21 protein-coding genes and 1 pseudogene are annotated in these 21242 nt (G+C 58.6%); 12 read left to right on the top strand and 10 right to left on the bottom strand.

Features of this window, described 5'->3' with window-relative positions:
• Positions 1–79: 79 nt before the first annotated feature.
• Positions 80–838, top strand: a pseudogene (locus ASE80_RS05605) (gamma-glutamyltransferase); the annotation flags it as partial.
• On the opposite strand, the gene ASE80_RS29820 reads toward ASE80_RS05605, so the two are convergent.
• Positions 786–1181: a winged helix-turn-helix transcriptional regulator gene (locus ASE80_RS29820; RefSeq protein WP_081321463.1), complete on the bottom strand. Its 396-nt coding sequence runs from the start codon at positions 1179–1181 to the stop codon at positions 786–788. The pseudogene ASE80_RS05605 and the gene ASE80_RS29820 sit on opposite strands and share 53 nt — an antisense overlap.
• Before the next feature lie 113 nt (positions 1182–1294).
• On the opposite strand from ASE80_RS29820, the gene namA reads away from it, so the two are divergent.
• The 4 genes from namA to ASE80_RS05585 all read left to right on the top strand — a co-directional run bounded on the left by namA (position 1295) and on the right by ASE80_RS05585 (position 4443).
• A complete protein-coding gene (gene namA / locus ASE80_RS05600; protein ID WP_056858031.1) occupies positions 1295–2335 on the top strand; it encodes an NADPH dehydrogenase NamA in 1041 nt (346 codons plus the stop codon).
• A 77-nt stretch (positions 2336–2412) separates the two neighbouring features.
• Positions 2413–2796, top strand: coding sequence for a nuclear transport factor 2 family protein (locus ASE80_RS05595; RefSeq protein ID WP_056858030.1), 384 nt, complete (start codon positions 2413–2415; stop codon positions 2794–2796).
• Between the two features lie 68 nt (positions 2797–2864).
• Entirely contained in the window at positions 2865–3884 is a 1020-nt protein-coding gene (locus ASE80_RS05590; protein ID WP_056858029.1) for an alpha/beta hydrolase, read from the top strand.
• 94 nt (positions 3885–3978) lie between these two features.
• Complete coding sequence (locus tag ASE80_RS05585) at positions 3979–4443, top strand: nuclear transport factor 2 family protein (RefSeq protein WP_235593080.1); 465 nt, start codon at positions 3979–3981, stop codon at positions 4441–4443.
• A 64-nt stretch (positions 4444–4507) separates the two neighbouring features.
• Here ASE80_RS05585 and ASE80_RS05580 read toward each other — a convergent pair whose 3' ends face one another.
• A complete protein-coding gene (locus ASE80_RS05580) occupies positions 4508–5383 on the bottom strand; it encodes a LysR family transcriptional regulator (RefSeq protein ID WP_056858027.1) in 876 nt (291 codons plus the stop codon).
• A 154-nt stretch (positions 5384–5537) separates the two neighbouring features.
• On the opposite strand from ASE80_RS05580, the gene ASE80_RS05575 reads away from it, so the two are divergent.
• On the top strand, positions 5538–6119 hold the full coding sequence (locus ASE80_RS05575) for a TetR/AcrR family transcriptional regulator (protein WP_056858026.1): 582 nt from the start codon (positions 5538–5540) through the stop codon (positions 6117–6119).
• 60 nt (positions 6120–6179) lie between these two features.
• Here ASE80_RS05575 and ASE80_RS05570 read toward each other — a convergent pair whose 3' ends face one another.
• Both ASE80_RS05570 and ASE80_RS05565 read right to left on the bottom strand, forming a co-directional pair.
• Positions 6180–6851 carry an NAD(P)-binding oxidoreductase gene (locus ASE80_RS05570; protein ID WP_056858025.1) on the bottom strand — a complete coding sequence of 224 codons (672 nt, stop codon included), beginning with the start codon at positions 6849–6851 and terminating at the stop codon, positions 6180–6182.
• A 249-nt stretch (positions 6852–7100) separates the two neighbouring features.
• Positions 7101–7733 (bottom strand): TetR/AcrR family transcriptional regulator, encoded by a 633-nt coding sequence (locus ASE80_RS05565; RefSeq protein ID WP_056858024.1) that lies wholly within the window; start codon positions 7731–7733, stop codon positions 7101–7103.
• A 241-nt stretch (positions 7734–7974) separates the two neighbouring features.
• Between ASE80_RS05565 and ASE80_RS05560 the strand changes: the two genes are divergently transcribed.
• The 3 genes from ASE80_RS05560 to ASE80_RS05550 all read left to right on the top strand — a co-directional run bounded on the left by ASE80_RS05560 (position 7975) and on the right by ASE80_RS05550 (position 10528).
• Positions 7975–8556 (top strand): TetR/AcrR family transcriptional regulator, encoded by a 582-nt coding sequence (locus ASE80_RS05560; protein WP_056858023.1) that lies wholly within the window; start codon positions 7975–7977, stop codon positions 8554–8556.
• Between the two features lie 51 nt (positions 8557–8607).
• Entirely contained in the window at positions 8608–9711 is a 1104-nt protein-coding gene (locus ASE80_RS05555) for an alkene reductase (RefSeq protein ID WP_056858022.1), read from the top strand.
• 73 nt (positions 9712–9784) lie between these two features.
• Positions 9785–10528: an SDR family oxidoreductase gene (locus tag ASE80_RS05550; protein ID WP_056858021.1), complete on the top strand. Its 744-nt coding sequence runs from the start codon at positions 9785–9787 to the stop codon at positions 10526–10528.
• A 171-nt stretch (positions 10529–10699) separates the two neighbouring features.
• Here ASE80_RS05550 and ASE80_RS05545 read toward each other — a convergent pair whose 3' ends face one another.
• From ASE80_RS05545 to ASE80_RS05520, 6 genes are all read right to left on the bottom strand, one after another.
• On the bottom strand, positions 10700–11149 hold the full coding sequence (locus tag ASE80_RS05545) for an SRPBCC family protein (RefSeq protein ID WP_056858020.1): 450 nt from the start codon (positions 11147–11149) through the stop codon (positions 10700–10702).
• A 44-nt stretch (positions 11150–11193) separates the two neighbouring features.
• Complete coding sequence (locus ASE80_RS05540; protein WP_056858019.1) at positions 11194–11580, bottom strand: nuclear transport factor 2 family protein; 387 nt, start codon at positions 11578–11580, stop codon at positions 11194–11196.
• Between the two features lie 264 nt (positions 11581–11844).
• The gene (locus tag ASE80_RS05535) at positions 11845–12855 is read right to left on the bottom strand and encodes a LacI family DNA-binding transcriptional regulator (protein WP_056858018.1); all 1011 of its coding nucleotides are present in this window, start codon (positions 12853–12855) and stop codon (positions 11845–11847) included.
• Positions 12856–12915: 60 nt separating this feature from the next.
• The gene (locus ASE80_RS05530; protein ID WP_056858017.1) at positions 12916–14271 is read right to left on the bottom strand and encodes a c-type cytochrome; all 1356 of its coding nucleotides are present in this window, start codon (positions 14269–14271) and stop codon (positions 12916–12918) included.
• Positions 14268–16046 (bottom strand): GMC family oxidoreductase, encoded by a 1779-nt coding sequence (locus ASE80_RS05525; RefSeq protein WP_056858016.1) that lies wholly within the window; start codon positions 16044–16046, stop codon positions 14268–14270. The genes ASE80_RS05530 and ASE80_RS05525 overlap by 4 nt, the downstream gene beginning before the upstream one ends.
• A gap of 81 nt (positions 16047–16127) precedes the next feature.
• Entirely contained in the window at positions 16128–16853 is a 726-nt protein-coding gene (locus ASE80_RS05520; RefSeq protein WP_056858015.1) for a gluconate 2-dehydrogenase subunit 3 family protein, read from the bottom strand.
• Positions 16854–17339: 486 nt separating this feature from the next.
• On the opposite strand from ASE80_RS05520, the gene ASE80_RS05515 reads away from it, so the two are divergent.
• The 3 genes from ASE80_RS05515 (at position 17340) to ASE80_RS05505 (ending at position 21201) form a co-directional block, all read left to right on the top strand.
• Positions 17340–18602 (top strand): serine hydrolase domain-containing protein, encoded by a 1263-nt coding sequence (locus tag ASE80_RS05515; RefSeq protein ID WP_056858014.1) that lies wholly within the window; start codon positions 17340–17342, stop codon positions 18600–18602.
• A 117-nt stretch (positions 18603–18719) separates the two neighbouring features.
• Complete coding sequence (locus ASE80_RS05510) at positions 18720–20057, top strand: alginate export family protein (RefSeq protein ID WP_056858013.1); 1338 nt, start codon at positions 18720–18722, stop codon at positions 20055–20057.
• Between the two features lie 40 nt (positions 20058–20097).
• Complete coding sequence (locus tag ASE80_RS05505) at positions 20098–21201, top strand: polyamine ABC transporter substrate-binding protein (RefSeq protein WP_056858012.1); 1104 nt, start codon at positions 20098–20100, stop codon at positions 21199–21201.
• Positions 21202–21242: the final 41 nt, after the last annotated feature.

The raw sequence follows: 21242 nt of genomic DNA, 5'->3' as shown, positions 1-21242 counted from the left end.
TAAAAAAACAGGTGGTCTATGTACAAGAAATCGGTGTTTTACCGCACGCGTCGCTGCGTCTTGCTATGGATGATGTTGATACATCCATCTGGTGGCGGAGATCGAGAAGCGGGTGTTTGCTGATCGGGCGCAGTACCTGGGAGATCCGGATTTTTACGCCGTGCCGGTGCATGAATTGATCGACGAACACTACCTGGCAGGCCGTGCGTCGCAGGTCAATTTGTCGGTGCCTTCGGACACCGATAAGGTCGTCGCCGGCCTCAATATTGAATCACCGGAAAAACCCCAGACCACGCACTTTTCAATCGTCGACAAGTGGGGCAACGCGGTGTCCGGCACCTACACGCTCAACGGCTTTTTCGGCTCTGGCGTCGTCGGCACCGACACCAATGGCATTGAACCCGGAAAGCGGCCATTGTCGTCAATGACACCGACGATTTTCCTGAAGGATGGCAAGGTCGCCCTGGTCATTGGTACACCGGGTGGCTCGCGGATTTTCACATCCATCTTCCAGGTTGTCAGTAACGTGTTTGACTTCCACCTGGGGCTGAAAGATGCGGTGGGGGCGATGCGTTTTCACCACCAGTTGCTACCGGCCAATACCATCTTCTGGGAGCCCTGTGCGCCGATTTTCGGGCAGCTGGCGGCGGACCTTGGCGTCGCTGGCTTCTACCTGGCTAACCAGGGCTTCAACGGTGATATTCAGGCAATCCGCGTTGAGCATGGCGTGCCTGAGCCCGTGTCTGATCCCAGGGGCAGGGGCGTGACGTCCATTGGCAAAAAGCTTAAAGCTGGGCGAGTGATTCAAGTGGATTGGCATCGGCCTCGGCGCGCCTGAACGCCAGGATTGCATCCTCATGCACCGCTCCCCATTCACGCATCGCACTGATCAATGGAGCCAGCGTGTTGCCTAATTCTGTGAGCGAATATTCAACCTTGGGCGGCACCTCACGGTAGATTTCGCGATGGATAACCCGGTCAGTCTCCAGCTCTCTGAGTTGCAAGGTGAGCATACGCTGCGTCACATCGGGGATCAGCCGGCGCAACTCGTTGAAGCGCTTCGTTCCGGACATCAGATGGAACAGGATCAGCGATTTCCATTTCCCGCCAATGACATCGACGGTAAAGGAGACAGGGCAAGCGAATGCTTCAACTTCATTCTGTGGGATGCATTTTTTCACAGGAGCTCCCTTGGTATAAAAAATGTGCCTACCGCACAAAAATGTGCGTACTTACGCATATGTTGTGCGTAGGCTAACATCATTCCGTATCGACCACTACGGAAATACTGAATATGAGCTTGTTGCTTTCCCCTCATGAAATAAAAGGCATGAAACTGAAAAACCGCGTGGTCATGTCGCCTATGTGCATGCACATGGCTGCGGATGATGGCTTTGTGACCGAGTGGCACCGAGTGCATTACGGCGCTCGCGCCCTGGGTCAGGCGGCACTGATTTTCCCCGAGACGCTGGCAGTGCACGCCGATGGTCGTATCGGAGCCGGCGACCTCGGTATCTGGAGTGACGCGCACGTCGTCGGCTTGAAGGCGCTGACCGAACTGCTTCACAGCTTTGGTGCCAAAGCCGGTGCTCAGATCGGCCATGCGGGGCGCAATGCTGACCTGCCCAACCTTATTCACATTGCGCCGTCGGCTATCCCGTTCACGGAAACCAGCCCAGTGCCTCGCGCGCTCGCAGCTGACGAAATTCCGGGTTTGGTGAAGCTCTATGGTGATGCCGCACGACGCGCCAGTGAAGCAGGCTTTGATGTGCTTGAGATCCATGCCGCGCACGGTTATTTGCTGAATGAGTTCCTCTCGCCACTCGCCAATACCCGCGACGACGAATATGGCGGTGATGCCAAGCGTCGCTACCGCTTCCTGCGCGAAGTGCTGGAGGAAGTCAAAACCCATTGGGGCGATCGTCCTCTGTTTGTTCGTATCTCCAGCTCTGATTACGCCGAAGGCGGAAACACCCCCGAGTCATTCCTTGAATACGGTCGCTGGATGAAAGAGCAGGGCGTGGACCTGATCGACTGCAGCTCCGGCGGCATCAAGATGATCAAGGTTCAGACCTACCCAGGTTACCAAGTGCCGGCCGCTGAGTTGCTGCGCAAGGAACTGCATATTGCGACGGGTGCGGTGGGCGTTATTCAGAGTGGTCGTCAGGCCGAAGAAATCCTGCACAACGGCCGCGCAGACCTGGTGTTTGTCGGGCGGCAAATGCTGCGTGACCCATTCTGGGTGCGCACTGCAGCAGATGATTTGAAAGAAGTCATTGAGATTCCTGCTGCCTACACGCGTTACGGTTCTGTTTGGCTTGATACCAAAGCCTGAATGAGTCCGCGCCCCGAGCGGGCAGCGGGACGGTGCCAATCCTCAATCCACTCCAAAAAAGATGCAGGAGCAAAACCATGAGCAAACCTACTTACGTACACGAATACCAAGCCATCACCGAAGTGCTGAACAAGTACATCAAGGGCTGCAAGCAAGCCAAAAGCAGCATCATGAAGCCTGCATTCAATGAGCAAGCGACCATGTTCAGCGTCGATGGCGACGGTAAGCTGGCCGGCGGCGCAATTCCAATCCTGTTCAAGGGGATTGATGAGGGCTTTCGCCCTTCTCCCGACGCACCGGCAGCCATCGTGCGCATTGAGATCGTCGGTACGGCGGCTAGCGCACGCATCGACGCCAATGACATGTCGGGTATTTCCTTCACGGACTTTTTCCATTTATTGAAAGTTGAAGGCAAGTGGACGGTCGTCAGCAAGATCTTTCATACCCACGTCGCGCCTTGAACGGCTGTCGTCCTTGAGTCTTCGTAGCTGATTGCTTTACGGCACTCAGCCATACAAATGGAAACGTCATGAAAACCCTAACCTCTGCTTTCGCTCTTACCGTCGTTACACTTGCGCCCGGTAGTGCCTCTGCCGCCTCGTACCCTGGCGTTGAGCACAACACGGCGAAACTCCTGCAATCCCTTGAAGGTGTCCCGACGCTCGACTCCATGACGCCGGTCGATGCTCGTGCCGCGCTGGCGGGTGCCCAGGCTGCTGCCCAAGTGGCCTTGCCAGCAGCTGAAGTCAGCGAGAAGACGATACGCGTCAACGGCAGCGATCTGAAGTTGACCATCGTGCGCCCGGTCGGTAGCCAACAGAAGACCCTGCCCGCGTTCATGTATTTCCATGGCGGCGGCTGGGTGTTGGGCGACTTCCCAACTCATGAACGGCTGGTGCGTGACCTGGTGGCAGGTTCGGGTGCGGTGGCGGTCTTCGTCAACTACAGCCTCTCGCCAGAGGCAGCCTATGGCGTGGCCACCGAACAAGCCTATGCCGCGACAAAATGGGTTGCCGAGCATGGCGAACAGATCAAGGTAGACGGCACGCGCCTCGCCGTAGCGGGCAACAGCGCAGGTGGGAACATTGCCGCCGTGGTTGCCTTGATGGCCAACGAGAAGGGTGGGCCCACACTGCGTTCGCAAGTGTTGCTGTGCCCGGTGACGGATGCCAACTTCGACACGCCGTCGTACAAGGAATTTGCCAGCGGCTATTACCTGACGAAGGACTTGATGGTGTGGTTTTGGGACAATTACACGCGCGACGCCGAGGCACGCGAGCAGATTTACGCTTCGCCGCTGCAGGCGAAGACCGAACAGTTGAAGGGCTTGCCGCCGACGCTGATCCAGACTGCCGAATTCGATGTCCTGCGCGATGAAGCTGAAGCTTACGGCCGCAAGCTCGACGCTGCGGGTGTACCTGTGAAGACCGTTCGCTACAACGGCATGATTCACGACTTTGGGCTGTCGAACGCGTTCAGCCAGCTGCCGACGCCGCGCAGCGCAGTTGCGCAGGCATCTGAGGAACTCAAGACCCGCCTGAGCAAGTAATTTAAAAAAACATGAGCACAGTTCAATAATTACACTCCTTGTGAAGAGCGACTAAATGAAAGTTATATCTATTAAGCAGTTGTTTTTTGTCGGCTTGATTTCGAGCGTCGGCGCGCTGGCTCACGCAGACAACTCACCGAGCAGTCCGCAATTGGTCAGTAGTAAAACAGTCAGCAAAGCTACTTATGTAGAAGACTATCAAGCGATCACCAGGGTGCTTGACGCGTATATTGAGGGTTGCAAGCAGGCCAAGAGCAGTATCATGAAACCTGCTTTCAATGAACAGGCGACGATGTACAGCGTCGGTGCCGACGGCAAGCTGGAAGGCGGCGCGATTCCAATCCTGTTCGAGGGGATTGACAAGGGTTTTCGCCCATCTCCGGATGCGCAGGCTGCAATTACCCGTATTGAAATCGTCGGTAATGCCGCGAGTGCTCGCATTGACGCCAACGGCATGTCCGGCCTCTCTTTCACCGACTTCTTCCAGCTGCTGAAAGTGGAAGGCAAGTGGACGGTCGTTAGCAAGATTTTCCAAACCCATGAAGCGCCTGGCGAGTAAGGGCAGCGCTGAATTCAAGTTCGAAATCAAAGATGAACGTCATGAAGTCCGCGTCAGCACTCAACTAGTTCTTCTTTACTGCATGCTCGGTAATCAGTTGAGCCAGTAGTTTCACTGGCTCAGTCAGACCGCGGCGTGCGCGGTGCACCAAACCAATATCGCGATGGAATGTACGTTGTTTCAGATCGATTGCACGTATCTGCGCAGGCCATTTTTTACGGGTGGCTGTTTCTGGCACCAGAGCGACTCCGACGCCGTTTGCAACCAGTTTGACGATTGCATCCAGTTCGTCGAGTTCGCAGACTTCATGTAATGAAAAATGAGTTTGTCGCAGAAACCGATCGACTTGACGTCCGCCGAAGGATGAACGGTCATAGCGGATAAAGGGTTGGGTTGATACCAATTCAGCCCAATCCTCGCCTGGCATATCAATCGGGACAATCAGCCGATACGGTTCGCGTGCCAGGGTTGTCCAGCGTAGATCGCTGTGAAGAGAGAAGGGTGGACGGATGATCGCCGCCATGTCGATTTCACCTGAATCGACCTGGTTTACCAATTCCATTGACAGCCCTGGAAGGACTCGCGTCCTGCACTGTGGGGATCGTTGGTGAAATTCTGCCAGGGCATCCGGTAAGAAGGAGCGCTGAACCGAGGCAATCGCGCCAATGGTCACCAAAACATTGGCGGGAAGGTCCACTGATGTCGTGCCCAGATCCTTGAACTGGCGCACCAGTTCCTGGCCCTGCAACAAAACTTGTCGGCCCATTTGGTTGAGCTGGGCGGAGCGTCCAATACGGTCGAACAACTCCACGCCCAGTTCTGCTTCAAGGCGCTGCATCTGGGCGCTGACGGCGGCTTGAGTGAGGCCGATTTTGCTGCCGGCAGCCGCAAACGTACCTTCTCTCGCCACGGCGATAAGTGTTTTCAGTTCTTTGATCATTCCCAAATAATAATTATGTTTTGCGGGTAAATATATTTATATTTTTGTCGCTTAAACATTGCGTACATCTGCTTGCGACACAGGTGTACAAGCGACAGGGGCTTCATCAGGCGCCTGCCGCTTGAGCGTTTTTTTTGCTAGCATGCGCCGCATTATGAAGAAGCCCACCCAAGATATGCGCCAGCACATCATTGATGTCGCCAGGTCGCTTATGACCCAAAAAGGTTACACCGCCGTCGGCCTTACCGAGTTGCTCGCGGCCGCGGGTGTGCCAAAAGGGTCGTTCTACCATTACTTCCGTTCCAAGGATGAATTCGGGCAAGCGCTGCTCGAAGAGTACTTCGAGGAGTACCTCACCAGGGTCGATGTGCAATTGGCGAGCGAGGGCTGCGGCGCCGAACGGCTGCTGAGCTATCTACGCTATTGGGCCGAGACGCAGGCGTTTGATCACACTGATCAAAAATGCCTGGTGGTCAAACTGGGTGCGGAAGTGTGTGACCTGTCCGAAAACATGCGTGGCGTGCTTGAGAAGGGTACGGCCCTGATCATTGAGCGGATGAGTCGTTGTGTTGAGCAGGGTAAAGCGGATGGCTCCATAAGTGCATCCGTTGACTCAGCAACATTGGCTGAAGCGCTCTACCAGATGTGGTTGGGCGCTTCATTGCTGGTCAAGGTCAATAGAACACGCGAGCCTTTTGACGCTGCGCTTGATATGAGCCGGCGCTTGTTGGCTTAGTGTCGCTCGGCCGGCTGGGTCATGCTGCTCGATGGCGCCACATGAATGTCACGGGTTCGCTCATGCCTGAGAGCAATTGCGCGTAAAGCTCCGGATAGCCTCGGTGACCGGCGTGGTGCCTTGGGTCAGTTCGATGATCACGCGACTCACGCCGGGCTGTTCGATGATCTGCAACAGCGCTGCGGCGACATCGTCGCGCGGTACGTCACCATAAGGGATAGCCAGGCCAGCATGCACCTTGCCCGTTCCGGGTGAGTCCAGCAAGGTGCCTGGGCGCAGGATGACCCAGTCGAGATCGGTTGCGGCCAAGTGCACGTCGGCGCGTTTTTTCACGGCCATGTAATTTTCGAAGGTCTCGGAAACCGATTTGCCACGTGATGCCTCTGGAAACGCCGACACAAGAATGAAGCGCTGAATGCCCGCCAACCGAGCCGCGGCCACAGACAGCTCCAGGCCGTGACCGTCGATGGCATTTGTCATCTGCGCGCCGCCCTTACCGCCGGCACCGGCCGCGAAGACCACCGTATCGCTGCCCGCCATCAACTTGGCCAGAGACGTGGTGTCGAGCTCAAGCAAGTTACCGGCAACGGGGCTGGCGCCGAGCGCTTCGAGCGCCTCGGCCTGTTCCGCATGCCGGTACAACGAACGTGGTTGATGGCCTTGTTCTGCCAGTTGTTGAGCAAGGCTTCGGGCCACTTTACCCGAACCACCGACGATAAAAACTGAGTGCATAGCTCCTCCGGATCAGGCGATGTTTCAAATTGGCCCGCTCAAGCGAACCTGCAAACGGTATTGACGAATGCATGTTGAGCTGCATTTTATATTGGTCACTACAGAATGTGTCAAGCGCCGGGCAGTGCGTTTGGGTTGGAGGAGTATGTGCGCATCTTCTTTGCGGCTTCCACCGTACTGCTGGAGCAGGCGTGCGCGCGCATCAAGGCCGCGTGTGAACAGCTTGTTTGAATGCAGCGCCGGGTTTGGTCACGTTGAGAGGGAAGGGCTCAGCATCGCGACGGCTGTTGCGCCGATGCCTTGCAGATCTTCCCGGCTGGCCGCGTCATGCGCCTGCAGAGACATGCCTTCGAGCAATGTATTCAAGGCCGCGGCGAGCAAGCGAGTGTTGGTGTTCGGTTTGAGCTGACCTTGCTCCACCGCGCGATCCAGGCGCTGCTGCAAATAATCGCGGCCTTCCTGACGCAGGGCCTTGAGGGTAGCGGTGACTTCACCTGCATCGTCGGAAACATTGACCGCCGCGAGTACCACCATGCATCCGCAGGGTGCTTCGGGTTCGGTCAGGATCGAGGCTGAGGTGTGAAAGAAGTCGCTGATGGCGCGCACGATGTCCGGCTCGGTGTCCATGCGATCCCACGTGGCATCCCAGAAGGTCGCTTCGTAGTAGGCAACCGCTTCCAGAAACAATTTGGCTTTGTTGCCAAACGCCGCATACAGGCTGGGAGGGCTGATGCTCATCGCTGAACACAATTCCGCCACAGAGGCCGGCTCATAGCCACGCTTCCAAAACACCGCCAGTGCACGCAGCAGAGCCTCGTCGCGGTCGAATGCACGCGGGCGTCCTTTTGCACGAGGAACAGGGATTAGGGTGGAATCAGTCATTGAGCGTAGCACCTTGGGGCGTATCGCCAGACGAACATGCCTGGGAGAGATTTCTGCCCTAATGATACACAAAATGAACTTTGCGATTGCGCAGCGCAATTTTGAGAGTTCAGATCGACCCTGACGCCTGCACACAGGGCGGTACGTTGTATCGCTCAATGTTCGCCGTTGGTCTTGGAACGTGATGCTATTCTAAAATTTACTAGACGACCGGTCTATTTTTGATTAGGGTAACGGCATTATGAAAAAGCATCATTCTGAAACACGCCAACATATCCTGGATGTCGCCAGGACATTGATGACGCACAAAGGCTATACCAGCGTAGGTTTGGCTGAGGTGGTGGCAGCGGCGAGCGTGCCGAAAGGATCGTTCTACCATTACTTCAAATCCAAGGAAGAGTTTGGTCAGGCGTTGCTTGAGCAGTATTTTTCCGACTACCTGGAAACGGTTGACACGCTGTTGATGGGCTCTGCACCTGCCGCACAAAGGTTGTTGAGCTACTTCCAGTATTGGGCGCACACCCAGTGCTCCGATTTGCCTACCGACAAGTGCCTGGTGGTCAAATTGGGCGCCGAGGTCTGTGACCTCTCGGAGGGCATGCGCCTGGTGCTCGATCGAGGTACGCAGGCCATCCACGCCAAGCTTGAGCGCTGTATCGAGCAGGGGCTTGTCGATGGTTCGATCACGTCCACAGCGCCCAGCGCGACGCTTGCGCAATCGCTCTATCAAGTTTGGCTCGGCGCTTCGTTGATGATGAAGATCGGCAAGCGCGACGACGCCTTCGAAACCTCCCTGACTCTGGCAAAGCGACTTTTGTCGTAACTATTTTTTATCAATCTACTAGACGACCGGTCTATTTAATCGAGGTCTATCATGACAGACAACGCCACGCGTACTGACTTATTCACGCCTATCAACCTGGGCGCGATGAAACTCGCCAACCGCATTTTGATGGCGCCTGTAACCCGTAGCCGCTATGCCGAAGATGGCATCCCCAACGAGCTGCACGCCGAGTATTACGCTCAACGCGCCACGGCGGGCTTGATTGTCGCCGAGGCCACCAATATTTCCGCGCAAGGTCGCGGTTACGCGGCCACACCTGGCATCTGGAGCGAAGAACAGGTTGCCGGCTGGAAGAAAGTCACGGACGCCGTGCATGCCGCCGGCGGCAAGATCGTCAGCCAGCTATGGCATGTGGGACGCTTCTCCAGTGTCGAGTTGCAACCTGACGGTGCCGCACCAGTCGCACCTTCCGCGATCAAGGCTGAAGGCGACACCTATACCACCCACGGCTTCGTTCCGGTGTCGATGCCGCGGGCGCTTGAAACCGCTGAAATCCCCGGGATCATCGAGCAGTACAAACGTGCTGCCGAGAATGCCAAGCGGGCTGGTTTTGACGGGGTAGAGGTTCACTCGGCCAACAGCTACCTGCTGGACCAGTTCCTGCGGGACTCGACCAACCACCGTACCGACCAGTACGGCGGCTCCATCGAGAACCGTGCGCGCCTGACCCTGGAAGTCACCGAAGCAATCGTCAAGATATGGGGCAATGACCGTGTTGGCATCCGCCTGTCGCCGGTCACGCCTGACGCCGGCAACACGCCGCCCGACAGCAACGTGATGGCGATGTACGGCTACCTGATCCAGCAGTTGAACGCCTTCGACCTGGCTTACCTGCACTTCGTCGAAGGCGCTACCGCCACCTCGCGTGAAGTGCCGGAAGGCGTGGACATGGACGCATTGAGCGCGCAGTTCAACGGGCCTTTCATCGGCAACAACAACTACGACCTGGACATGGCTATTGAGCGCCGCGCCCAAGGCAAGATCGACGCCGTAGCGTTTGGCCGCCTGTTTATCTCCAACCCGGACCTGGTTGAGCGCTTGCGTCGTGGCGCCGAACTGACCATCGCACCGCGCGAGTCCTATTACGGCGGCGGCGCGAAGGGCTACACCGACTGGCCCGTCGGCAATTATTGATCCGCGCTGTATATCCGCGAGAACCGCAAAAACTGCCCGCACAGACGGGCAGTCACCAACGAGAGTAACGCCCATGAACTATCTGCAGAATAAAACCGCGATCATCACTGGCGCATCGTCTGGCCTGGGTGCTGCATCGGCACGTGCCTTGTCCGAGAAAGGCGTTCGAATTGTCGCAGCAGCCCTGGACCAGCAAGGCCTGGATGCCATCGTCAGCGAGCTGAAAGGCACGGGCGGTGAAGCGGTAGGTCGCGTCAGCGACGTGACCAACCCTGAGGATATGAAAGCGCTCGCGCAATTCGCCCAGGACACGTTCGGTTCGGTGGATATCCTGATCAACAACGCAGGCTTGATGCTGTTTTCCAACTGGGTCGACCTGGCCACCGATGATTGGGAAAAGATGATCAACGTGAACATCAAGGGCTACCTGCATGGTATCGCCGCGGTGTTGCCGTTCATGCTGAAACAGAAGTCAGGCCAGATCCTGAATATGGACTCGGTCGCCGGTCATCAGGTCGGGCCTGCTGCGGGTATCTACAGCGCCACCAAATTCTTTGTACAGGCCATGACGGAGTCAATGCGCAAAGAGCTGGGCGTGCAGCACGGCATCCGTGTCAACACGGTCAGCCCAGGTGTGATCAACACCGGTTGGGCCGATAAAGTCACCGACCCGGCAGGCCGTAAAGCGGCTCAAGAGCTGAATAAAATCGCGATCTCGCCGGACGATATTGGCCGCGCAGTGGTGTATGCACTGAATCAGCCTGAAAACGTCACCGTCAACGACCTGATCATCTCGCCGACCCGTCAGGATTGGTAAGCCACAAGCGTTGAAATCACCCGGCTCAGGCACTGGCGCAACGCCGTCTGCCTGGGCGCTGCAGTAGCCGTCGACAGGCTGTTTCAAGCGGCACTTCGGCAATGTGTTCGTGCATCGTGAATCGAGAAAAATCAAACCCCGCACCCATTGCTGGAGCGGGGTAAGGCACATTCACGCGGTGGCGGTAGGGTTCAGGTAAACCTGAAGGCTTTCATGACCGCCGACGATGAGCGACTCGATGGTTGAGGTCCATTGCCCCTGAGGATCAGGCTCTCGCGTGTCGAAGGTCGCAGACCACAGGATCACGGTTTTCTGCTCGCCGGTCAGCGGGATCAATCGCACGCTCAACACGTAATTGTCGACGGGCAGTGGCGCTTCAACGAAGCGATAGGAAAACTGCAGATTCACCGCGTCTACCGACAACAACTGCTCGCGCAGAATGGCGCCGTCCTGCAACGTCAGCCGACGAATGCAGCCAACCAGACCGTCCGGCTGACCGTCTTCGATGACGCTCTGGGGAATCGCCGGGTGCCACTGGCTGATTTTCCCGAAGCCCTTGAGTACATCCCAAACGCGTTCGGCGCCGCCGTCGACAACGGCGCTGTATTCAACTTTTGCCATGATTCATCACCTTGAGAAACATCGTTGCGTTCAGGCCGTTCGGCTCAGCCTTCGAACTGGTGATACACCTTGGCGATCACCTTCCAGGTGCCGTCGATTTTGATCAGGGTCAGGTAGTCGTTGTAGTCGGCGCCAATCGCGTCCTTTTCCATGTCCACACGCACCACGGCAGTGGTCGGGGTGATCGCCAGCACATCCAGGCGTGTGCTGATATCCGGGGCCTTGCCATGGGTGCGGACGAAGTCGAACAGGTTGCTGATCGGACCGCCCAACAGTTTGCCGTTGGTGAAGCCGTACATCACCGCTTCCTTGTGGAAGGCCTGTTCCAGTACGTCCGGGCTGCCGGCACGCAGGCCGTCTGCGTATTGCTGGGCTACAGCGACAACGGCGTTGTAGTCCTGGGTCGGTACTGCTTTGATGTTTTTGCTCATGGTCAAACTCCTTTGCATAGTGGTCGCTACATATTTAACTCATTCTATAGTGATCACTATGTTAAGTGTCAAGGCATTTGCCATTAACGGGGCGGCGATGGGCGAAGCCGCCCTCGGGGGGAGCCGCACGGCTGCTTTCTGGCGGCCATTTGGTTATAGGGGTTTATTGAAAGTTGTCTGCCGACGATCAGGACGTCTCAACGTGAGCGGCACCCGGCAGGCGTATTGATTGAGACGGGTTGGCAGAGCGGGGAGATTGGGAGGTCAGAGGTTTTCGTCGATAACGATCTTCATCGCCAGCGGCAGTACCGGTGGCGCATCGATTATCCCCTGCTGATGCAACAGGTAATCGATACAGGCTTGCACCTGGCCTTCGGGGTCTTGATCCAGTACCAGCGACATCACGCCCTGGCGCAGCAGGCTTGCATGCAATGGGCTGGCCTCATGACCGATCCACACGGGGTGGATATTGGCCTGGGCGAGGGCCGCCTGAATCCCCAGCGAGCCGCTGCCGGTGTCGTATAGCCCCGCCAAAGGTTGATCTGCAAGGCATTGCGCGACGGCTGCGCGAGTGAGTTCATCGTCGTCGAAGCACTCCACCGGGCCGATGACGCGCGTGTCGGGGGCATGCTGAGCCATCACGTCGAGAAAGCCTTTGGCGCGCTCCTGGTGAGCAAAAAAAGCCAGTGAGTTGACCACCAGCACTACCACCCCTGGCCGCTGGCCGACCCACTGGCTCATCAACCGCCCGGCACTGCGCCCGGCGGCGTGGTTGTCGATGCCGACATACACAGCGCCTTGCACATCGGTGAGGTTGCTGGTGAGCAAAACCGTGGGCGTGCCGCCCTGCACAATGGCATTCAACGCCTGCTGCACGGAAGGTGTGTCAGGGGCGATCACGATCATGCCGTGGCGTCTGGAGCGCGGTTTGCGCAGGGCGTCGAGCAGTTGTTGCGGTGCTCCCTCCGCCCAGCGTTGATGGCGCAGGGTAAGGTGGGCGCTGAGGCGTTGGGCTTGGCGCTCGAAGGCTGCAGCCAGGCGCTTGAAGTGGTCGGTTGCGCTGTCGCTCAGCAACACATCGACAATCATTGGGCCGGTAAATGGCGCAGGCAGGCCCGGGCGGATCCCCAGGGCGCGTGCGACGGTAAGGACCTTGCGCCGTTTGACATCGGACACCTTGCCACGGTCATTGAGCACTCGGTCTACGGTGCTCAGGCTGACGCCCGCCAATTCTGCGACCTTCATCAGACCGTGACGCTTGAGGGTGCTGCTCATGCCAGGCACGCTTCCTGTGAGGGGTGGGCCTGTGAGTGTACCGGCAGGCCCGATACGGTGTCAGTGAGAGGTGCCGTCCGCGCTCAATTGCGCCGGCAATTTGCGCGCCTCGCGCACCTCGGCAACTTGTTTGGCGCTCACCTGCGGCGCGGCATTCCCCCAGCTGTTGCGGATGTAAGTGAGCGTTGCTGCAATCTGCTGGTCCGACAGTTTCCACGCGAAGCTGGGCATGGCGCCACTGGTGGGGTTGTCGAGCGTCACCGCGCCACGGCCGCCTTCCAGCACGGTGGTGATCAAACTCTGTGGATTTTCAGCCTGAACGCCGGGGTTGGCGGCCAGGCTCGAAGCCAGTTGATTGATGCCTTTGCCATCGCTGTTGTGGCACGCGGAGCAGTTGGCTGAATACACATTGGCGCCTTGCTGCAGGGTCTTATCGCTGGCGTTGAGTGGGCGCGGGCTGCGGGTATCCGAGCCGGGCAGGGTTTTAAGGTAAGCGGCGATGGCGTACAGGTCTTCGTCGCGCATATGTTGGGTCGAGTTGGTGACCGCTTCGGCCATCGGCCCTGATGCTACAGCCACGTGGTTGCTGCCGGTCTTGAGGTATTGCACCACTTGCGCATCACTCCAGCCGCCGATACCGACGTAGGGGTTGCCAGTGATTTGCGGTGCATGCCAGCCGGCCAGTTCGCCACCTTGCAGGTACGCGCCGCCCTTGTCACCGCCGAGGAAATTCTTCGGCGTATGGCAAGCTGCACAGTGCCCCAGGCCGTCGACCAGGTAGGCCCCGCGATTGATTTGCCCGGTAGCACCTGCCACCGGTTCGAACGGCGTGTTATCAAAGAACAGCAGGTTCCAGCCCATCATCATCAGGCGGATGTTGAACGGAAACGGCAGTTGGTTGGACACGACTTCGTTGTCCACCGCCGGCACTGTCTGCATGTAGGCCCACAGGTCGTGCATGTCCTGGTCGCTGACTTTGACGTAGGCGTTGTAGGGCATCGCCGGATACAGGTTTTCACCGTGCCGGCCTTTGCCTTCGCGCACTGCACGGGTGAACTCCTGTTCAGTCCAGGCGCCAATGCCCGTGTTTTTGTCGGAGGTGATGTTGCTGGCGAGCAATGTGCCGAACGGGGTTTGCAGTGCGTAACCACCGGCAAACGGTTTTCCGTGGTGCGGGTCGGTATGGCAGGCCGCACAGTCACCGACGATGGCCACATAGCGACCGCGCGTCACCGCCGGGTCCTCCTGGGCCTGGGTAGCGGGGGCCTTGATACCTGCACTGCTGTCGGACTGCTGGCCGGGCTGAGCAATGCTGTCGGCTGCATCGGCAACACCTGATGTACCGTACAAACCGATGGCTGAACCCAGAGACAATACGGCGGTGGCCGTCAGGGCCATGCGAAGGCGTGGGCTCATGCTGGCATCTCCACCAGTGGCCCGGGTTTGGCCAGGTACTGATCGATGATCGCCTTGGCCGTCCACAGGCTCAGCGCACCGATGGTCGAGGTGGGGTTGTAGCCGGCGTTGTTGGGGAACGACGAGGCGCCCAGCACGAATACGTTGTGTACATCCCAGCTCTGCTGATAGCGGTTGAGCACGCTGGTTTTTGGGTCCAGGCCCATGACCGCGCCACCGATGGTGTGGTCGCTGGACGGCAAATACGGCCCGTAGTTGACGGCAGCGGCATCAAAGCCATTGACGATTTTTGCGCCCATGGCCTTGCCGATTTCAACGGCCTTTTCTTCGGTGAACCGGGCCATGCGCCGGTCGTTCTCGTTGTAGTCGAAGGTCACGCGAATCAACGGGTCGCCATTGGCGTCGTGGTATTCCGGGTCCAGGTCCAGGTAGCACTCGTCGTGGGAAAAACTGGTGCCCTGGTTGAAGATGAACGTGCCGTTCTGGAACGCATGGTTATAGGCCTTTTTCCACTCGCTGCCCCAGCGTGGCGTGCCTGGCGGTACGGCATCGGCGTTACCGATGGGGCGCGCGCCACGGGCGACCACGAGGATCCCTGCGCCGCCGATAAAGTCCTTGCCGGTGTGGTCGAAGTTGTCACCGTTATAGTCGTCTACCTGGGCGGAGAGGGCACCTGCACCAATGTACTGATTGAGCTGTTCGTCCTCGAAAAACAGATTGGCGCCGGACACGGTCTGGAAGCTGTAGGCTCGTCCCACAACCCCGGTGCGGGTTTCGGGGTTGTAGGGCTTGCCGATTTTCGACAGCAGCAGCAAACGCACGTTTTGCATCTGGAATGCCGAGAAAATCACAATGTCTGCCGGTTGCTCCCATTCCATTTTATTGCGGTCCAGGTAGCTCACGCCGGTGGCGGTCTTGCCGTCTTCGGCGAGGTTGGCACGCAGCACGGCCGACTCGGTGAGCACGGTAAAGTTGCTGCGTTGCATCAATGCAGGGATCACGCAGGCATTGGGGCTCGACTTGGAAAAATTGCCGCAGCCGTAATACAGGCAGTAACCGCAATAGGTGCAGGGCCCCATGCGCACACCCAACGGGTTGGTATAGGCCTGCGACGCCTGGCCGGCAGGCACCATGAACGGATGCAGTCCGAGCTTTTTGGTGCCGTCGGTAAACAGGTCGGTCAGACGCGTGGTGGCCAGCGGCGGTAGCGGGAATTCACTCCTGCGGTTGCCTTCGAAGATATTCGCGCCGTCGATCTTCTCGCCATTCAACACGCCGGCTTTGCCCGATACGCCGGCGATCCGTTCGAAGCGCTCGTAGAAGGGTTCCAGGTCGTCGTAGGTGACGCCCCAGTCCTGCACGATCAGGCCTTTTTCAATCTGCTGCTTGCCGTAACGCTTGAGGGTAAAGCTGTATGGCTCGAAGTCGAACGGCAGGAAGCGCCACGCCATGCCGGCCCAGTGTGTCCCCGAGCCGCCGACGTTATAGCCCAGTTCGTTCATGCTCCAGTCGCGGGTCGGCAGGGCGGTTTGCGAACGGTTGTTGCGGAACGTGGTGGTCTCGATGGCGGGCGGCAGCAGCATGCTGCGGCGGGTGTCCCAGCGCAGTTCGTCGGTGTCTACCGAGGGCGGGAAGTCAGTGGCGGTCTCGAACCACGGGCCACGCTCGATGGCGACCACATTCAGCCCGGCGCGGGTCAGTTCTTCGGCAATCAGCGAGCCGCACCAGCCGAGGCCGACAATCACTGCGTCGACTTTGGGGCGTACATTGGCCATTCGGGAATTCCTCTTCGTTACAGCAAATCACGGTCAGTCGGCGATGATGGCAAGGCCTCATCACTCAAGTGTTCGGGTGGATCAGAGCGTGTTATCGATCAGGCTGGTGGGGATGATGTTGAGCTTCTGGCCCTTCTTGGCGATAACGTCACGGAAGTCATAGCGCGCACCTGGGAAACCGAGCATTTTCCAACTCGCCATGCCTTTGTTGCCGCCGTAGATCGGGTCGGACAAGAAGCCTTCACGCACGTTGGCCAGTACTTGTTCGAAGATCTCCCTGGCGCCGTCGTCAAACTCCGGACCCACCTTGACCGCGTTTTTTTCGAAGCTGCGCAGCACCTGGTCCTGTTGCTCGCCTTGCAGTTGCAGGAAGGGTTTGCCGAACTGCGCCTGGCTGTATTCGTCAATCGCCACCAGGCCCTTGCGCCAGCGGTCGGCGGGGGTGAGTGCCGACTGTGTGCCTTGCTCGTACGTACCTTTGACGAAACGTCCCAGCCGATACAACGTGGCGCCCTTGCCGTAGTCACCAGCCAATTGGCGGTCGATAAACGTCGCGCAGCCGGCCTCCTTGCCGCCGATGGACAGCGCGTCCGTTGGGATCAACCGTTCGGCAATCGCTTCGGTGGTCTGGAATTCATGTTGATTGAAGAACGCCAGGCCGCCCTGACGTACGCTGGGCAACGCGGGCAGGCTGGCCGTGCCCGGTTCCCAGGGTTGGCCACCGGTGATTTCTTCGGCGCGTGCAACGGGTAATGTCGACGCAGCCGCCAGCGCGATGGCCGATGTTAAGAAGTCTCTGCGCTGCATGGGGGTTCCTTAGAGGCTCAGGCACGTTTCCCATGCGCGCACGGCAGCGCCCGCAAGGCTTGGGGCCAGCGGCAATCACACGAACATGGGCGGCGCAAGAAGAACGAGCGGGGTGATTCAGAATGTTTCGAGTGGGCAGTTTAGGGTGCGTCAAATGACCGCGCTATTAAAACTTTTGACGTGAAACCCTCAAATTATCGACGCAAGAGAAGCGCCAATCCATTGATAAATAAATTGTTTTTATCCTGCGATGAGAAGCTGACAGCCAGTTGGTTTTAATAAGAATAATCAGCCTCAACCCACTGACATCTGCCAATTCAAAGGTGCGGTATGAACAGTGTCGTTCCAAATCGCCTGAAGGCTCGGCAAGCACTATGTGCAAGGAAATTAATTTTCATGATAAAAAGTTTTATTGACTAAAAGATTGTATGGGGTAATTATTTCTCTGCATCTGCTTCATGCAGAGTCATCTTCAGGGTTATCCCGATGAGTCATAAAGCCCCATTCTCCCTCGCGACTTCTTACGTCCTGGCCAATGAATCTTCATTGGCCGCTCGCGTGGCGCCGCTGCTGATGCAGGGTTTTCCCGCCGCGCCGGAACACCGGGTAACGTGGAACAACTGGATGCGCGCGCCCTTCAATCAATGGGGGTTCCGTCATCTGTCTCGACTGCGCCCCAGCATTGATGTGTCGGCGGGGCCAGGGCCTGCCGGTCAGCTGCAGGAGGTCCCGCGCGCGCTGGATCAGCTGTGTTTCGACAGTGAGAGTGGGCTGGGCATCCGTGTGATCGAGCACCTCGTCGCCAGCCAGACGGACGCCTTTTTGGTGATGCAGGGTGACACGGTGTTGTACGAGCGCTACTTCAACGGTCAGCGCGCCTGTGACCGGCACATCATGTTCTCGGTCACCAAGTCGCTGATCGGTACCTTGGGTGAACAGTTGGTGACGCGCGGCGTGCTCAAGCCCGAGCGGCCGGCCGCTTACTACGTGCCTGAACTGGCGGGCAGCGCATTTGGCGATGCGACGGTGCGCCAATTGTTCGATATGGCGGTGGGCATCGACTACAGCGAAGTGTATGACGACCCCAATTCAGAAAGCTCGCAGTACGGCTATGCCTGCGGCTTTCAACCCGCACCGGCGCAGTACGCGCAGTTCGAGTCGTTGTACCAGTACTTGCCATCCCTCAAGAAACGCGGCAGCCATGGGGGCTTTTTCCATTATGTGACGGCCACCACCGAAGCCTTGGCCTGGGTCATGGAGCGTGCCTCGGGCAAGGCCTGCAGTCAGATGCTGGAGGAGGTCTGGGGGCGCCTGGGGTGCGAGCGCGACGGCTATTTCCTGGCCGATCCCTGGGGCCGTAACGTGGCTGGGGCGGGCTTGAGCGCCACCTTGAGAGACATGGCGCGTTTCGGTCGCCTGCTGGCCAACAACGGTCGCCACGACGGTGTTGAGCTGCTGTCGCCCGAGACGGTGGCCCGTATCACCGCCGGTGCGGACCCGGCGATCTACGCGCAAAATGCCGAGTTCTCCAGCTGGACGCCGGGTGCGTCCTATCGCAGCCAGTGGTACGTGTTCAACGACCACAGCCAGGCCCTGATGGCCGGGGGTATTCACGGCCAGTACCTGTTCATCGACAAGCCGTCCGGCGTAGTGATCGTCAAGCAGTCTTCGCTCACCGATGCGGTCAGCCCGTTCGATACCGACAGCGTGCGCATGCTGCGCGCCATCGCCGCCCACTTGAGCCACTGACCCACGCCAAAAAAATAAGAGTCTTGCGTTCTATTCACCTGGCTTGCCCAGGTGTTGGCGGCGCCCTGCGTCGCCATTGACTGCCCTGTAACAACAATAATTCCACAGGAGCTTCTTATGGTATTCACCAAGCGTTTCTCTCGAGCGCTGTTGGCGGTCGGCTTACCCTTGACCACCCACTTTGCATGCGCGGGCTACACCTTTGAGGACGGCGATCTCAAGGGTGAAGTCAATCTGACCGCAGGCGGAGCGACGTTGTTTACCCGTGGTGTCAACTTCGGCAGCGGCCAGGTCGATGCGCGCAACGGTAAAAACGGCGGCGCCAGGATCAACTGGCAAGAGGTCTACGTAAAACCGGGGGTCAAACTCGAGTACGCGCTGCAACCGGATTTCAGCCTGTTGGCGGGCGGTTCTCTGGTGGCGGCCAGCACCTTCGGCGATGGCGATGCGGGTGGCTTCAGCCGCAGCTCCGATGGCAAGGCCGCAGCCGAAGAACTCTATGGCGGTTTTCGCGCCGGGGAGTGGAAGCTCACCGCCGGCCGCCAGAACTACATGATCGGGACGGGGTTCATCGTCATGGATGGCAACCTCGACCAGTTCAAGGATGGCGCCTACTGGCTCGGCCCGCGAACCGCGTTCAAGGATTCGGCGATCCTCGCCTGGGACCATGGCGCACTGAAGTCCCAGGCCTTCACCTTGCGCACCGATGATGACTTGGGCGACTTCCGCATGACCGGCGTCAACCTCGATTACAACCTCGATGACCAGGTGACGCTCGGCGCCATGGCCATGAAGGTCAATGCCCTTGGCCCCAGAGGCAGCACGCTCCCGCGCCGCCGGGACGGGATGCAGGTGTACAACCTGCGGGCGCTCAACGCCAAGGTGCCCGGCGTACAGGCGCTGACGCTGAATGCCGAGTACGCGCTGGAGCGCGGCAGCGGCGAGGGCGTCGACTATGCTGCCAACGCCTGGTATGCCCAGGCCGACTATGCCTTCAACAGCTTGCCGCTGACGCCGGTCCTTGGCTACCGCTACGCGAGCTTTTCCGGCGATGACAACCTCACCGACAACCGGCAAAAAGCCTGGGATCCACTGAGCAAAGGCTTCGTCGACTGGAGCACGTGGCTGGTCGGGGACGTGGTCGGCAACTACCTGTTGTTCAACAGCAACGAAAACGTCCAGCAGTTCTCCCTCAAGACCCACCTCAACGAAACCCTGACCCTCGGCGCGATTCACTACCAGTTCTGGCTGGATGAGAAAAACTACCTGGGCGCACCGGTCAGCGACCGGCGCTTTGCTGACGAAAGTGTAGTTTTCCTCGACTGGACACCCACACCGTCGTTCTATACGTCGCTGTCCTACAACTGGGTCAAGCCACTGGCCGCCGCCAAACAGGTGTTCGGTAACGACCAGATGTTCAGTGCGCTGGAACTGTATTTCACCTACCGCTATTAAGTGCTGCGAGCCATCGCGGCCGCGCTGGAGTATTTTGATCATGAACAGATTTTTGCGTAACACCGTGCTGGGCACTGTCGCCTCGTTGCTCATCAGTGGTTTTTGCCTGGCTGAAGAACGCACCGTACGGATCTACAACTGGATCGAATACCTGCCACCCGAGGTGCTCAAGAGCTTCCAGGAGGAAACCGGCATTCGCCCGGTTTACGATGTGTTCGACACCGTCGAAACCATGGAGTCCAAGCTGCTGACGGGCAACTCCGGGTATGACGTGGTGTTTCCCGGCTCCGCCAACCTGGGACGCTTGATCACGGCCGGGGCCGTGCAGCCGCTGGATCGCAAGCAGTTGCCAAACTGGCAGCACCTGGACCCGCTATTCATGCAAACCCTGGAAACCGCAGGTGACCCCGGCAATCGCTACGCCGTGCCTTACCTGTGGGGCACCACGCTGATCGGCTACAACGTCGACAAGGTGCGCAAAGCTCTCGGCCCTGACGTGCAGATGAACAGCTGGGACATCATCTTCAAGGAAGAAAACCTCGCCAAGCTCGCCAGTTGTGGCGTGGGTTTTCTCGACGCCGGCAACGAGATCCTGCCGATTGCCTTGCACTACAAGGGCCTCGACCCCAATAGCCAGAAGCGTGAGGACTATGTGCAAGCCCAGGCCGTGATGATGAAGATTCGCCCTTACGTCAGTTACTTCAATTCGTCGCGCTACGGCATGGACCTGGCCAACGGTGATATCTGTGTGGGCGTGGGCTGGTCCGGCGGTGTCGCCCTGGCCACACGACTGGCAGATGCCGCCGGCAAGGGCGTCAAGGTCCGGATGGCACTGCCCAGGGAAGGCGCGCCGATGTGGTCCGACGTGATGATGATCCCGGCCAAGGCCCCCGATCCGGCGGAGGCCCATGCGTTCATCAATTACATCCTGCGCCCGGACGTGATTGCGCGCATCAGCAACAAAATCGGCTACCCCAACCCGAACAAGGACGCCACCGCGCTGGTGGACGCCAGCATCCGCAACGACCCCAACATGTATGTGCCGGACGAGGCGCGCAAGACGCTGTTCGCCCTGGAGCCGATCCCGGCTGCCGCGGAGCGCATCCGTACCCGCACCTGGACCGCCATCAAGAGCAATCGCTGATCAGTGTGGCCCGGTGCGTGCGCGCCGGGCTCGACTCGGGA

The organism is Pseudomonas sp. Leaf15 (assembly GCF_001421425.1).
Classification (GTDB): Bacteria; Pseudomonadota; Gammaproteobacteria; order Pseudomonadales; family Pseudomonadaceae; genus Aquipseudomonas; species Aquipseudomonas salomonii.
This window is presented reverse-complemented; position numbering and strand designations above follow the sequence as displayed.

Bases quoted from the DNA above. Each gene is read 5' to 3' on its own strand.
- ASE80_RS05525 (WP_056858016.1), bottom strand. From the start codon at position 16,046: ATGGCCAATGTACGCCCCAAAGTCGACGCAGTGATTGTCGGCCTCGGC.
- ASE80_RS05510 (WP_056858013.1), top strand. From the start codon at position 18,720: ATGGTATTCACCAAGCGTTTCTCTCGAGCGCTGTTGGCGGTCGGCTTA.
- ASE80_RS05575 (WP_056858026.1), top strand. From the start codon at position 5,538: ATGAAGAAGCCCACCCAAGATATGCGCCAGCACATCATTGATGTCGCC.
- ASE80_RS05580 (WP_056858027.1), bottom strand. From the start codon at position 5,383: ATGATCAAAGAACTGAAAACACTTATCGCCGTGGCGAGAGAAGGTACG.
- ASE80_RS05595 (WP_056858030.1), top strand. From the start codon at position 2,413: ATGAGCAAACCTACTTACGTACACGAATACCAAGCCATCACCGAAGTG.
- ASE80_RS05530 (WP_056858017.1), bottom strand. From the start codon at position 14,271: ATGAGCCCACGCCTTCGCATGGCCCTGACGGCCACCGCCGTATTGTCT.
- ASE80_RS05570 (WP_056858025.1), bottom strand. From the start codon at position 6,851: ATGCACTCAGTTTTTATCGTCGGTGGTTCGGGTAAAGTGGCCCGAAGC.
- ASE80_RS05515 (WP_056858014.1), top strand. From the start codon at position 17,340: ATGAGTCATAAAGCCCCATTCTCCCTCGCGACTTCTTACGTCCTGGCC.
- ASE80_RS05520 (WP_056858015.1), bottom strand. From the start codon at position 16,853: ATGCAGCGCAGAGACTTCTTAACATCGGCCATCGCGCTGGCGGCTGCG.
- ASE80_RS05550 (WP_056858021.1), top strand. From the start codon at position 9,785: ATGAACTATCTGCAGAATAAAACCGCGATCATCACTGGCGCATCGTCT.
- ASE80_RS05545 (WP_056858020.1), bottom strand. From the start codon at position 11,149: ATGGCAAAAGTTGAATACAGCGCCGTTGTCGACGGCGGCGCCGAACGC.
- namA (WP_056858031.1), top strand. From the start codon at position 1,295: ATGAGCTTGTTGCTTTCCCCTCATGAAATAAAAGGCATGAAACTGAAA.
- ASE80_RS05590 (WP_056858029.1), top strand. From the start codon at position 2,865: ATGAAAACCCTAACCTCTGCTTTCGCTCTTACCGTCGTTACACTTGCG.
- ASE80_RS05535 (WP_056858018.1), bottom strand. From the start codon at position 12,855: ATGAGCAGCACCCTCAAGCGTCACGGTCTGATGAAGGTCGCAGAATTG.
- ASE80_RS05505 (WP_056858012.1), top strand. From the start codon at position 20,098: ATGAACAGATTTTTGCGTAACACCGTGCTGGGCACTGTCGCCTCGTTG.
- ASE80_RS05540 (WP_056858019.1), bottom strand. From the start codon at position 11,580: ATGAGCAAAAACATCAAAGCAGTACCGACCCAGGACTACAACGCCGTT.
- ASE80_RS05565 (WP_056858024.1), bottom strand. From the start codon at position 7,733: ATGACTGATTCCACCCTAATCCCTGTTCCTCGTGCAAAAGGACGCCCG.
- ASE80_RS05560 (WP_056858023.1), top strand. From the start codon at position 7,975: ATGAAAAAGCATCATTCTGAAACACGCCAACATATCCTGGATGTCGCC.
- ASE80_RS05555 (WP_056858022.1), top strand. From the start codon at position 8,608: ATGACAGACAACGCCACGCGTACTGACTTATTCACGCCTATCAACCTG.